The following is a 13,376-nucleotide window of genomic DNA, read 5'->3' on the forward strand; positions in this document are numbered from 1 at the left end:
CTAAGATCCGGGGCATGGCTCTGAGCGTGAGCGACGTGGAGCGGTTCATGGTCGCCAGGCCCCGGCTGGAGGCCATCGCCTACCGGCTGCTGGGCTCCGCGAGCGAGGCCGAGGACGCCGTGCAGGAGACGTTCCTGCGGTGGCAGGCCGCCGACATCGCGAGCATCCGGGTCCCCGAGGCCTGGCTGACGAAGGTGCTCACCAACCTCTGCCTCAACCAGCTCACCTCCGCCCGGGCGCGGCGCGAGACGTACGTCGGCCAGTGGCTCCCCGAGCCGCTGATCGCCGGTGACCCGATGCTCGGCCCCGCCGACACCGCCGAGCAGCGGGAGTCGGTGTCGTACGCGGTGCTCGTGCTGCTGGAGCGGCTCGCCCCCGCCGAGCGGGCGGTGTACGTGCTGCGGGAGGCGTTCGACTACCCGCACCGGGAGATCGCCGGGATCCTCGACGTCTCCGAGGCGGCCAGCCAGCAGATCCTCCACCGGGCCAAGGAGCACCTCGCGCGGGGCAGGGCCCGTGCCGAGATCGACGAGGCGGCGGCCCGCAGGGTCGTCGACGAGTTCCTCGCGGCCGCCACCAGCGGCAGGACCGAGCCGCTGGTGCGGCTGCTCACCGAGGACGCCGTCGCGGTCGGCGACGGCGGCGGGAAGGTCCCGGCCCGCGCCAAGGCGTTCGAGGGCGCCCTCGCGGTCGCGACGTTCATGCGGGGCCTGTTCACGCCGGGCAAGGGCAAGCGCGCCCTGGTCGGCGGCTCCCCCGGGGTCTACGTCACGACCGCCAACGGCGGCCCCGCCCTCGTGGCGGTCGTGGCGGACCGGGTCGTCGGCGTCATGTGCCTGGAGGTCACCGCCGAGGGCATCGCCGCCATCCGCACCCAGGCCAACCCCGACAAGCTCGCCCGTCTGACCGGGCGCTGGGCGGCCGGCGACCACGGTGAACCCCTGCTGCACGCCTTCTGAGGCCGGCTGTGACGCGGGTCACGGCTCGCTCCTGTCAGGAAACGGCGGGCCGCCCGGTTCAAGGGACGAACCCGCCGACGACAGGAGCAGGCCATGCAGCACCGCATCATCGTCATCGGAGCCGGCTACACCGGAACCGCCGCCGCCGGACGCCTCGCCAGGCGGCTGCGCCGCGAGGACGTCGCCATCACCCTCGTCAACGCCGAACCCGACTTCGTCGAGCGCGTCCGCAACCACGAACTCGCGGCCGGCCGGCAGCTCCGGCACCGGCCCCTCGCCGGCATGCTCGCGGGCACCGGCGTGGAGCTGCGGGTCGCCCGGGTCACCGGGGTCGACGTCGACCGCGGGACCGTCACCGTCCAGGCCACGGACGGCGGCGACGACGGCCGCGGCGACGAACTGACGTACGACACCCTCGTCTACGCCCTCGGCAGCCGCTGGAACGACCAGGGCGTCCCCGGCGCCGCCGAGCACGCCCACGAGATCGCCGGCCGCGACGGGGCGCTGCGGGTGCGCGAGCGCCTCGCCCTGCTGGACGCCGGGGAGCGCGTGGTCGTGGTCGGCGGCGGCCTCACCGGTCTGGAGGCCGCGACCGAGATCGCCGAGGCCCGCCCGGACCTCGATGTCGCCCTCGCCGCCCGCGGCGGCCTCGGCGACTGGCTCTCGCCCAGGGGCCGCGGCCATCTGCGCGCGGTCCTCGCCCGGCTCGGCGTCACCGTGCACGAACACACCGACGTCACCGCCGTCGGCGCCGGCCACGTCACCACCGCCGGCGGCACGGCCCTCCCGTCCGCGCTCACCGTGTGGACCACCGGCTTCGCCGTCCACCCGATCGCCCGGGCCACCGCCCTGGACGTCACCGGCACGGGGCAGATCGTCGTCGACGCCACCATGCGCTCGGTCTCGCACCCCGAGGTGTACGCCATCGGTGACGCCGCCCTGGTCAGCGGCCCCGGCGGCAAGCCGCTGCGCATGTCCTGCGCCTCGGGCGTCCCCACCGCCTGGCAGGCCGCCGACTCCATCGCGGCCCGCCTGACCGGCGGGAAGCTCCCCAGCGTGCCGCTCCGCTACGTCAACCAGTGCGTCTCGCTGGGCCGCAAGGAGGGCCTCATCCAGTACGTCACCGCCGACGACCGCTCCGTGAACGCGGCCCTGACCGGACGCTTCGCCGCCCTCTACAAGGAACTGGTCTGCAAGGGCGCCGCCTGGGCCGTGGCCCACCCGACCCTCGGACTGCCGGCCCGGCGCCGCGCCGTACGCACCCCGGCCCCCGCGACCCGGGTTTCCCCGACCGACCCCGCCGCCGAGACGGCGGCCTGACCCCGCCGGCACCGGGGGGAGACGGGGCCGTCCCGGGGTCGGCCCGGGGCGTCGAGGGAGGCGGCGCGTGGTACGAACACCGTGCCGCCTCCCCGGTCGTCCCCGGGGGCCCCCGTGTCCCGGGTTTCCCCGGCCGATCTCGCCGCCGAGACGGCGGCCTGACCACCGTCGCCCTCGGCATCGGGGGAGTCGGGGCCGTCCCCGGGGTCGGTCCGGGGCGTCGAGGGAGGTGGCGCGTGGCACGAACACCGTGTCGCCGTTCCCGGTCGTCCCGGTCGTCGTCGGCGGGCCTCCGTGTCCCGGGTTTCTCCGGCCGATTCCGCCGCCGAGATGGCGGCCTGACCCCCGCCGTCCCCGGCATCGGGGGAGACGGGCCGTCCCGGGGTCGGCCCGGGGCGTCGAGGGAGGTGGCGCGTGGCACGAACACCGTGCCGCCGTTCCCGGTCGTCCCGGTCGTCGCCGGCAGCGAGGCGTAGCAGGTCCCCCCGCCGTCCACGTACCGTGGCTCCGCCTCGTTCGGGTCGAGCTCCGAACGCGCGGGCCGGGCGACGGCCTTGAGGTCCCGGACGCCTGAGTTGTCGCGCACGTCCGCGGTGAAGGGTGAGGGAGCCCGTCGTGCCGCCGGGCGGGGCGGTGCAGCGGGTCGAGGCGTTCTGCACGGCCGGCTCCGTGCCGGACGAGGCCAGCGCCAGACCGCCGGCGGCCACCCGCCCACGACGGAGAACCCTGCCCCCGGGTCCACCCCGGCCCCCCGTCTCCACCCCGGGTAAGAGGGCGGAATCCCCCTCCAGCCGGAGTCGGGCCGTCCCGGCGCGGCCATAGCCTGAGTCCGTCATGAAGCGAATCGACGACCGGCTGCTACCGGTCCTGCTGCTGTGCGCCCAGGCCGTGGTGTGGCCGGGGGCCGCACTGGTGCGCGGGGACGTCCCGTCCGCCGCCGCCCTGCTCGTGGCGGCCCTGGTCGCCGGGCCCGTCACGGCCCTGCTCACCCTGCGCCGCGCCCACCCGGTCACCACCCTCGTCGTGGCCGCCGCCGCCTGCGCGCTCGGCGCGGGACCGCTGCCCGCCGGGGCGACGGCCGTGCTCGGCACCGCGGGCATCGCCCTCGCCCTGTTCACGGTGGCGACCGAACGCGACACGTTCACCGCCGTGTTGTGCGCGGTGGCGCTCGCGCTGTGGCAACTCCTGTACGGGATCACCCTGCACCGGATCAGCGAACGCGACGGACTCGACCTGGTCCTCACCGCCCTGCTGTACGCCACCGTGTGCGGCGCCGGCCTGCTCGTCCGGCGCGCCCGCCGCACACGGCAGGCCTCCGAACGGCTGCTGCGCCGCGCCGAGTCCGAACGCCACCGGCTCCCGGCCGTCGAACGACGCCGTATGGAGCGGGAGTTGCACGACGTCAGCGCCCATCACCTGACGGCCGTGGTGGTGACCGCCGGCGCCGCCCTCGGCCTGCGCGAACGCCGCCCCGAACTCGCCGGTGAGGCCCTGCGGTTCGCGGTCGACACCGGTCACGAGGTGACCCGGGCGCTCGGCGCCGTACGCGCTCCGGCCCCCTCGGGCGAGGAACTGCCGTCACCGGAGGAACGCCTGCTCGACCTGGTCGCCGGGTTCCGGCGCCTCGACCAGCGGGTGGACGCCGAGATCGACCCGCTGCCGGACGGCGCCCTCGCGGACGCGGCGTACGGCATCGTGCGCGAGGCGCTGACCAACGTGGCACGGTACGCCCCCGGCGCGCCCACACGCGTGCGGTGCCGGTACGGGGACGATCGCACGGACGTCGTGGTCACCAGCGGGGCACCGCTGCCCGGCACGCCGGCGCCCGGTGCGGGCCTCGGCGGGGGACGCGGCCAGGGCTTCCTGCGCTCCCGGGCACGGGAGGCGGGCGGCACCCTGACCAGCGGACCGACACCGGAGGGCGGCTGGGAGGTGCGGGCGGTCCTGCCCGGCCGGACCGCCGCCCGCACCGAGCGCTCCGGAACGCGCGGCTACCGCCTGGCACAGGTGACCGCCGCCACCGGCCTCGTCCTGCAGCCGCTGCTGCCGTTCCTGGTCATCCGGGCGGAGACCACCCCGGCCGGGTCGCACGTGTCGGCGGGCGTCCTCTTCGCGCTGCTTGCCGCCGCCCAGGCGGTCACGCTGCTGTGGCTGCGCCGGGCACCGCTCACCGCCCACGGCGTGCTGTTCGCGCTGGCCGCGCTCTGGCCGGTGGCGATGGCCGCCGGCGACTACACGGGTCCGGTCGCCCTCCCGCCCGCGCTGAGCATGATCGCCACCTGCGCGGCACTGGCCGTGGACGCCGCCGGCGACCGCCCGCGCCCGCTCCTGACGGCGCTCGCCGCCGCCGTGCACGCGGCGGCCGTCACCGCCGCCGCGCTGGACCGGGGCACGACGGCCCCCGTCTGGGCGGTCGTCGCGGGGGCGACGGCCGGTGCGGTCCTCGCGGCCGGCGCGGCCCACCTGTACGGCCTCCGGCGTGGCCGCCGCGAGCGGGCCGAGCGGGACAGCCGCGACGAACGCCTCGCCGCCTGGACCGAGGAGGCGGTCCGCGACGCCTGGGCCGAACGCCGGCGCATCGCCGGCGGACTGGAGACCACCGTGCTGGCCCGCACCGCCGACATGGTCGCGGAAGCGGAGGCGGGCCGCCTGGAGGAGGCCGCCGAACGCGCCCGCGAGGCCCTGGCCGCGATGCGCTCCCTGCTCGACACCGTCCGCGACGGCGAGGCGGAGCGCGCCCTGCGGCCCCAGCCCACCCTCCAGGCGCTGGACCTGCTCGCCCGCCAGTGCCGGGCCACCGGCCGCGACGTCGGGATACGGCTGAGCGACCGCGTACCGCGGCAGCTGCCCACCGCCGTCGACCTCACCGCCTACCACGCCGCCGAGACACTCCTCGCCACCGGCGACGACGACCGTCCCACCCTGCTCGAACTCGATGCCGCCGGAGGCACGTTGACCATCACGGCCACAGGAGTCGCACCCGCCGCCCACCCCGCCGTGCGGGAGCGGCTGGCGCCCCGGCTCGCGGCGCTCGACGGCACCCTGACCACCGGTCCCGCGGACCGGGTCCACCTCCGGCTGCCGCTGCACACGGACGGCGCACAGGAGGGGGAACGATGACTCTCAGAGTGCTGGTCGCCGACGACCAGGGCATCGTCCGGGCGGGGTTCGCCGCGGTGATCGACGCCGAGGACGACATGACCGTCGTCGGCGAGGCCGCCGACGGCGCCGAAGCGGTGCGCCTCACCGCGGAACTGGCGCCGGACGTGGTCGTCATGGACGTACGGATGCCCGAACTGGACGGCATCGCCGCCACCAGGATCGTCACCGGCCGCCCGGACGCGCCCCGCGTGCTGGTGCTGACCACCTTCGACCTCGACGCCTACGTCTTCGAGGCGCTGCGGGCCGGAGCCTCCGGGTTCCTGCTCAAGGACGTGTACGCCTCCGAACTGCTCCGGGCCATCCGGGTGGTGGCCGCGGGCGAGAGCGTCCTCGCCCCGTCCGCGACCCGCCGCCTGATCGCCCACTACACCTCCGCGGCGCCCGGCGGCGTCCCGGGGGAGCGGCCCCCGGGCGCACTGGCCAACCTGACCGAACGCGAACGGGGCGTCCTCGCCCTGGTCGCCTCCGGGCTCACCAACGCGGAGATCGCCGCACAGCTCGGCATCACCGTCGGCACCGTCAAATCCCATGTCAACGCGGTACTGCGCAAGCTCGGGCTGCGCGACCGGGTCCAGGCGACCATCCTCGCCTACGACCTCGGCCTCGCCCGCCCGAACCCGCCCGGCACCCATCTCTGACCAGGTAAGGACCATGACCATGACCAGTACGTATGAGGAGACCACCGCCGTGACCGGACCCGGCAGTTCCCCGACCCGGCTCCTGCGCCGCGTGTTCGGCGACATCGCCTCCCTCGTCTACCTCGCGCTCTGCGCCGGCCTGACCCTCTGGGCGTTCACCGCCGGTGGCGGTGAGGACGCCTCCTTCGCGGGCGTCTTCCCGCTGCTCGCCACCGCGCCGGTCAGCTTGCTGCTGATCGTCGTGCCGGTGGAGCATCCCGCGATATTCGCCCTCGCCGTCGCTCTCGGCGCGCTGGCCAACGCCGCGCTGATCGGCGTCTGCTCCCGCGCGCTGCGCCGGCGCGGCGGGGCCGCGCGGTGAGGCGGGGCGGCGGGGCCGCGCGGTGAGGCGGGGCGGCGGGGCCGCGCGGTGAGGCGGGGCGGCGGCGCCCGCGATGAGAAGGCCGGGCCCCGCCACTCACGGCCCGGCCGTGTCCGTCAGGTCGAAGGCGTCCACCACGGCCAGGGGGTCCGCCGCCTCGCCCAGGTACTGCTCGGACCAGATCGTCTTGTCGAGGCGGCTGTGCCGTACGCCCCAGTGGGCGCTGAGCCGCATCACGATGTAGAGGCCCCTGCCGCCCTCGTCGCTCGTGCGGGCGTGCCGCAGGTGGGGGCTGACGCTGTTGGCGTCCGTCACCTCGGACAGCAGCCGCTCCCGGTCGTGGATGAGCCGCAGCCGTACCGGCCCCCTGCCGTAACGGATGGCGTTGGTGACGAGTTCGCTCACGATCAGTTCCGTGGTGTACGCCGCCTCCTCCAGCCGCCAGACGGCGAGCTGCTGGTCGACGAGCCGGCGGGCCGTGCCCACGACGGAGGCGTCGGTGGGCAGGGTCCAGTCGGCGACCTGGTCCGGCGGCAGGGCGTGGGTGCGCGCGAGCAGCAGCACGGCGTCGTCCCCGCGGGAGGGCGACCTGCGGTACACGCAGGTGTCGCACAGTTCCCGCAGGGGCCGGGTGGGGGTGGCGAGGACGTTCTCGATGTCGCGCAGCGCGGCGGCCTCGTCCGCGCCGTCCGTGGCGAGCAGGCCGCCGGTGCACAGGGCGAGCAGGCTGCCCGGGGCGAGCTGCACCGTCGTCGGGGTGAACACCTGTCCGCCGCCCGTCCCCAGCGGCGGACCCAGGGGGACGTCCACGGCGAGCGGCGAACCGTCGGGGTCGACGACGACGGGCGCGGGGTGCCCCGCGCGGACCAGGGAGCACTGCCGGGAGACGGGGTCGTAGACGGCGATCGCGCAGGTCGCCACGTAGGGGTCCGCGGCCGGGGCGCCGGTGGTCGGGAGCTGGGCTGCGACCTCGTCCAGGTGGGTCAGCAGTTCGTCGGGTTCCAGGTCCTGCAGGGCCAGCGTGCGCAGGGAGACCCGCAGCTGTCCCATGGTGGCCGCCGCCTCGATGCCGTGCCCGGCGACATCGCCCACGACCAGGGCGACGCGGGTGCCGGAGAGCGGGATGACGTCGAACCAGGCACCGCCCGCCCCCTCCGGCAGATACACGTGGGCGGTCTCCACCGCCGACAGCCGCGGGATGTCCCCGGGCTGGAGCCGGCGCTGCAGGGCGGAGGCCACGGTGTGCTCGTGGCGGTAGCTGCGTGCGTGGTCCAGGTGCGCGGAGGCGGTGGTGGCCGCCTGCCGGGCGACGTCGAGGTCGGCGTCCTCGAAGAGCTCGGTCCGGTTGCGGTACAGCGTCAGCAGGCCCAGCACGGTGTCCCGCACCATGAGCGGGGCGACGATCATGGAGCGGACGTCCGCCGCGATCAGCGGGGCGAAGCCGTCCCGGTCGGCGGTGAGCCAGGGGGCGTCCGGCGAGACCCGCACCAGCCGTGCGCGCATGTCGCTGAGCGCCTGGGTGTACGGGGTCGGAAAGGGGAAGGGGCGGCTGTCGCCCGGTTTCCTGCCGGTCTCCACCGTCGGCGGAGCGAAGGCGTACCGGCGCAGCGGCGCGTCCGCCGGTACGGGCCCGGCCGGGCGGACCCGTCCGTCGCCACCGTCCTCCAGCAGGTCGACGCCGGCCGCGTCGGCGAAGGCGGGCACCAGCGCCTCCACCAGTTCCTCGGCGGTGGTCCGTGCGTCGAGGGTGGAGCCGACGGTCTCGTGCACCGTACTGAGCACGGCGAGGCGGTCGGCCGCGGTCTGTCTCTCGGTGACGTCCTCGACGACGCCGACCAGCCCGGGCACGCCCCCGTCCCGGGCGGGCAGCGGGAACAGGGACAGCTCGACGGCGAGGGTGCGCTCCGGGTCCGACGGCGACCGTCCGCGGACCAGCCGGCCGCGCAGCGGCTCACCGGTCCTGAGGACCTCGTCCATCAGCTCCCTGATCTCGCCCGCCCCGAACTCGGGGACGAAGTCGTCGACGCGGCGCCCGATGATGTCGTCGGGGGACAGGCCCGCCACCCCCCGGCCGGACGGGTTGTAGCGGGTGACCCGCTGTTCGGCGTCGAAGACGAACAGCCCCTGGGGTGAGTCGGCGAACAGCGCGTTCAGCACCGCGGTGTCGTCGACGGGACGGCCTGTCACCGGGGGCTCCCTTCGCGGGTCTCCCTCCTTACCTTCCCGCATCGGCCCGCCTCGGCAACTCGGCGCCCGCCGACGGCACGGCCTACAGGGCGCGGACAATCAGCAGGGCCACGTCGTCGCTGCGGTGGGCGCGCTCGCGGACGTCGTGGACGAGGACGTCGGCGAGGGCGTCCGCGTCCAGGTCGCCGGCGCGGGCCAGCCGGCCGGCGAGGGCGTCGGTCACCTCGTCGAGGTCCACGCCGGGGAGCTCGACGAGGCCGTCGGTGTAGAGGGCGAGCACCGAACCCGGCGGCAGGGCGATCTCCGTGGCGGTGTAGGTGGCGGAGGGGTCGATGCCGAGGAGCAGCCCCGGCGGCAGGCGCAGCACCTCCGCCCGTCCGCCGGGGTGCCGCAGGACGGGCGGCGGGTGACCGGCGGAGGCCAGGTGGGCGCGGTGGTGCGCGAGGTCGAGGTGGGCGTAGAGGCAGCTGGTGAACAGGCCGGGGTCGAGGTCGGTGAGCAGCCGGTTGGTCCGGGCGAGCACCTCGCCCGGAGGGGCGCCCGCGGTGGCGTGGACGGCGGTGCGGACCTGCCCCATCAGCGTGGCCGCCCGCTCGCTGTGCCCCTGGACGTCCCCGATGGCGGCGGCCGCCTGGGTGCCGTCGAGGCGGATCAGGTCGTACAGGTCGCCGCCGATCCCCACGCCGTGCCCGGCCGGCAGGTAGCGGGCGGCGACGTCGAGCCCGGACATCCGGGGCAGGGCGCTGGGCAGCAGACCGGCCTGGAGGCTGCGGGCGAGCCGGTGCTTGGCGTCGTAGAGGCGGGCCCGGTCCAGGGCCTGGGCGATCAGGCCGGCGAGGGAGGTGAGGACGGTCCGTTCGGAGGAGTCGAACGGGTGCGGGCGGTCGTAGGCGAGGACGAGCGAGCCGACGGGGCGCCCGGAGGCGATCAGCGGCAGGAAGCCCCAGGCGGCCATGGAGTCCCGGCGGACCGCGGAGGGGTGGGCGCCGCGCAGTTCGGCGAAGGAGGCGTAGAAGGAGGGCGCGCCATCGGTCAGGCAGTGCACCGCGGGGGAGTCCGAGGTCAGGGGCGCGCCGTCCAGGCGGTCCATGAGCTCGGCGGGGTAACCGCGGTGGCCGATGATGTGCAGCCGGCCCTCCTCCGCCGTCATCAGGGCCAGGGCCTGGGCGCCGGTGGCGGGCAGCACCTGGTCGGCGACCCGTTCGACCACGTCCCGTACGCCGACCGCTTCCGCGAGGGTCGCCGCCAGATGCATCAGGTGGTACAGGGCGGCGGTCCGCCCCATGGCGGAGACCGGCGTGGGGGGCGCCGCCGCACGGTCCGGGGTGTCCGCGGCGGAGGCGGGGGTGTCCGCGGCGGTGGCTGGGGTGATGCGCACGCTGATCCCCGAGGCGTCCGGGTAGAGGCGGAAGGACAGCCACCGGTCGGGCGGGCGCAGCACGGTGTACGACATGGGCCTGAGGCTGAGCACCGCGGACCGGTAACTCTCCTGGGCGGCCGGGACGTTGAGCCACGGCAGCACCTCCCAGGGCCGGACCCCCAGCAGTTCGGCGGCGTCGGCCCCGAGGAGGCGGGCCGCGGTGTCGGTGACGAAGGTCGTCCGCCCGTCGGGGGCGAGCCCGCAGGACCCGCCGGGGAGGCGCTCGGCGAAGCCCGTCGCCGGTCCCCCGGACGGCCCGCCGGCGTGGGCACCGGGCGGGGACACCAGGTGCGGGGCGGCGCCGGGCCGTACGGGCCGGCCGCTGTCGGCGGCCATCCGCAGCAGGAGGCCGAGCCGGCGGCGGACCCGGCCGATCGCGTCGCGCTCCGCCGGGCTCAGCTCCGCGGGGTGCGAGCCGGGCCACTGGAGTACCAGCCCGCCCCAGTCCCGGTCGCCGGTGGTGAGCGCGGCGGCGGCCAGTGTGAAGGGGTAGGGCAGGACCAGGGCCAGCTTGGGGTAGTGGCGCGCCATCTCCTGCTGATCGCCGAGCCACACCAGGCGGCGGTCGCGCAGGGCGTCGGAGACCGGCGTCCCACCGCCCCGCCCCACCCGGGTCCAGGGCAGCGCCACCTCCCACGGCACCCCGCTCAGCACCGTCAGTCCCAGCGCCTGCCCGTCCGGCGAGAGCAGGTACACCGCGCCCACGTTGGCACCGGTGTCCCGCATGCCCTCGACCAGGACGTGGCCCAGCAGTTCCTCCGCAGCGGAGTCCGGGCCCGCCATGGAGCGGGTGGCGTCCCGCACACCCTCACCCCCTGACGACGACGGCGTCCGGGCATCCATGTGTACGGACCGTATGCCCCTACGACGGGAACATAACCCCCCATATCACCGCGGCCACTTCGGCCGCCGGTCCGCTCCTCCCGCCGCTCCGGTACGGGCCGGCCCCAGGGGCCGTTCCGTCACCCTTTCGAGACATCCCGATGCGTGTGACCGTCCTGCAACGGTGGGTAATCCTCGCTACCTTGGATCCGCGACCGTCCAGGGGGGACATGTGAACGACAACGGCTACACCAGCCTGCCGGGATGGCGGGGCGGCGACGCGAACGCCGCGTATCTCGACAAGAACCTCAAGCACCTTCCGGTGGAGACGAACCTCGACGACTCGGTCAGCTGGCGACAGCTGCTCCAGCTGTTCGTCCACGCGCTCCTCGCCTCGGTCCTGGCGTTCCTGCCGATCTTCTTCTTCGCGCTGATCCTGCTCCTCGGCGGCAGCGGCGAGGGGTTCGCCGCCATGATCGCGCTGGCGTACATCGCCTCCGGTGCCGCCTTCTGGGTGACGCTGCTCTGGATGCGCCTGGTCGAGCCGATCGCCGAGTGGCGGGTGCTGCTGGCGGACCGCAGCGGATCCCTCGACTCGGCGTACGTCTCCATCGCGGGCACGCTCGCGCGCCGCTACGTCCCCGTCGACCGCGCCGAACGGGTGATCGCCACCGGGCTCGGCCGCGACCAGGTCCGCAACCGCCTGGTGCTCTCCGAGGGCAAGTGCCAGGTCTACGTCTCGGTCTTCTCGTACGGTACGAGCCTGTACCTGGGCTGGCAGATGTGGCGCTCGCGCCGCGGCTACTCCCTGATCGGCGGCTTCGTGTCGGACCTGATGGCGTCGGTCATGGGGCGTCTGGGCCCCGAGCGGATCATGCTGCGGACCGAGGGCGTGCGGGCGATGCGGGAGGCGGTGCACGCGGCGTGCCGGGAGGGGCTGGCGACCGCGGTTGACCAGGTCGTGGTCCCGGCCACGTACGCCTTCCCGCAGGGCCTGCCGCCGGTCCAGCACGCCCCCGCGCGATCGGCCCCGATGCCGGGCGAGACACCGGCTCCGACGCCGGGCGCGACCCCGCCGTCCGGTGCGACCGCGCCGCCGGTCCCGGACACGGCCCCCGGCGCCACGGGCTCCTGGGGGCCCTCGCCGGCCGGCCCGGGGGCGGACGGTGTGCCGCCTCGGGGCTGAGGCGGGAGGCACGGGAGCCGAGGGGAAGGGGGAGAGGGGATGGCGGGAGTCGACACGGAGAGCGGGGCGGGGGTGCTGCTGCGTGCCGCCCCCACCGGGGAGACCTGGGCACACGTCGCCTTCTCGCTGAGTCCCGCCCCGCTGCCCGGGGGTCTCTACCCCGAGTTCTCCGAGGCCCGGCGCGGAGCCGACCGGGCCGCCGCCGAGCGGACCTGGCTCGCCGCGCTGTGGACGGACCGCACCACCGCCCGCTGGGACCTGCGGTTCATCGGCGACCCGGCGAGCGGCCGGATCACGACCGCCCTCGTCGCCCAGTGGTACGGCGCCGACCGGACGGCCGCGCTGCGCGCCGTACGCGAGGCGCTCCCCGCCCTCGAACGGTTCCCGGCGCACACGACGGCGACCCGCATCGAGGACACCGAGGAGGTCGCGCGCCTGCTCGCCCCGTTCGTGCCGGCGTGGGGCGCGATCGCCGAGATCCGCAAACGCGTCACCTGCCGGTCCCTGACCCGGCTGTGGGGTGCGGAACGCGTCGCGACCGCGGTCTCCCGGTTCGACGCCCCCGCCCCGTCCTGGACCCCGGTGTGGACCCAACTCGCCGCGGAGCCACGGCGGACGGTGGTCAGCGTGTGCCTGGAACCGTGCTCCGCCCCGGCCGGGCTCGTCGAGGGCCTGACGATGCGGGCGCAGGCCTTCGCGACCCTCGCGGCGCCCGGCACACCCGACCCCCTGTACGGGGTTCCGGTGCCCGGCGACCCCTTCGCCCAGGAGGCGCACCGTCTGTACGAGACGGCCTCCCGGCGCTACACCGGGCGGCTGCACCGGGCGCGCGTCTCCGTCGCCGTCGAGGGGGACGCCCCGGTGCCCGACGTCCTGGCCGGCCTCATCGCCCACACCCTCGCGCCGACGAGTTCCGGAGCGGTCGTCGTCCGTCCGCTGAGCCAGGACGACCACCGGGTGGCCTGCGGGAACCTGCTGGGCGTCAACCGGGACTGGCAGCGGGACGCCTACTGGCAGGAGGTTCCCGCGTTCCTGCGGCCACCGTCCGCCGGGCAGCTGTGGCTGAGCGATCCGGGCACGGTGACGGCGCTCGCCGACCTCGTGGACGCCGACGAGGCCGCCGCCGTCTTCCGCCTGCCCCACGAGGAGCCCGGCGACCCCGAGCTCTTCGCCCTGGAACGACGGACCGCGCCCCCCTCCCACGTCCCCACCGGCAGCACCGACGCCGGGTGGAGCGACTTCGGCCCCGCCCACTGACACCTGACCGCGCGCGCTCGACGCCCCGACGACGCACGACGAACAGACGACGCATGACGAACAG

9 protein-coding genes are annotated in these 13,376 nt (G+C 75.7%); 7 read left to right on the forward strand and 2 right to left on the reverse strand.

The features are described 5' to 3' along the window. Positions 1–14: 14 nt before the first annotated feature. The 5 genes from ACZ434_RS19020 to ACZ434_RS19040 all read left to right on the forward strand — a co-directional run bounded on the left by ACZ434_RS19020 (position 15) and on the right by ACZ434_RS19040 (position 6,440). Positions 15–959: an RNA polymerase sigma-70 factor gene (locus ACZ434_RS19020; RefSeq protein WP_468457187.1), complete on the forward strand. Its 945-nt coding sequence runs from the start codon at positions 15–17 to the stop codon at positions 957–959. Between the two features lie 93 nt (positions 960–1,052). After that, entirely contained in the window at positions 1,053–2,279 is a 1,227-nt protein-coding gene (locus tag ACZ434_RS19025) for an NAD(P)/FAD-dependent oxidoreductase (RefSeq protein ID WP_468457189.1), read from the forward strand. Between the two features lie 834 nt (positions 2,280–3,113). After that, the gene (locus tag ACZ434_RS19030) at positions 3,114–5,399 is read left to right on the forward strand and encodes a sensor histidine kinase (RefSeq protein ID WP_468457191.1); all 2,286 of its coding nucleotides are present in this window, start codon (positions 3,114–3,116) and stop codon (positions 5,397–5,399) included. Beyond that, positions 5,396–6,079 carry a response regulator gene (locus tag ACZ434_RS19035; protein ID WP_468457193.1) on the forward strand — a complete coding sequence of 228 codons (684 nt, stop codon included), beginning with the start codon at positions 5,396–5,398 and terminating at the stop codon, positions 6,077–6,079. The genes ACZ434_RS19030 and ACZ434_RS19035 overlap by 4 nt, the downstream gene beginning before the upstream one ends. A 19-nt stretch (positions 6,080–6,098) precedes the next feature. Continuing rightward, positions 6,099–6,440 (forward strand): SCO4225 family membrane protein, encoded by a 342-nt coding sequence (locus ACZ434_RS19040; RefSeq protein WP_468457196.1) that lies wholly within the window; start codon positions 6,099–6,101, stop codon positions 6,438–6,440. 96 nt (positions 6,441–6,536) lie between these two features. Here ACZ434_RS19040 and ACZ434_RS19045 read toward each other — a convergent pair whose 3' ends face one another. Further along, the gene (locus ACZ434_RS19045) at positions 6,537–8,627 is read right to left on the reverse strand and encodes a SpoIIE family protein phosphatase (protein ID WP_468457198.1); all 2,091 of its coding nucleotides are present in this window, start codon (positions 8,625–8,627) and stop codon (positions 6,537–6,539) included. Positions 8,628–8,709: 82 nt separating this feature from the next. Further along, on the reverse strand, positions 8,710–10,890 hold the full coding sequence (locus ACZ434_RS19050; protein ID WP_468457200.1) for a SpoIIE family protein phosphatase: 2,181 nt from the start codon (positions 10,888–10,890) through the stop codon (positions 8,710–8,712). Between the two features lie 211 nt (positions 10,891–11,101). Here ACZ434_RS19050 and ACZ434_RS19055 point away from each other — a divergent pair, with 211 nt between their 5' ends. Both ACZ434_RS19055 and ACZ434_RS19060 read left to right on the forward strand, forming a co-directional pair. Next, the gene (locus tag ACZ434_RS19055; protein WP_468457203.1) at positions 11,102–12,055 is read left to right on the forward strand and encodes a hypothetical protein; all 954 of its coding nucleotides are present in this window, start codon (positions 11,102–11,104) and stop codon (positions 12,053–12,055) included. Between the two features lie 39 nt (positions 12,056–12,094). Then, a complete protein-coding gene (locus ACZ434_RS19060) occupies positions 12,095–13,312 on the forward strand; it encodes a hypothetical protein (protein WP_468457205.1) in 1,218 nt (405 codons plus the stop codon). The last annotated feature ends 64 nt before the right edge of the window (positions 13,313–13,376 follow it).

It is taken from the genome of Streptomyces sp. NPDC030893, from assembly GCF_055571535.1.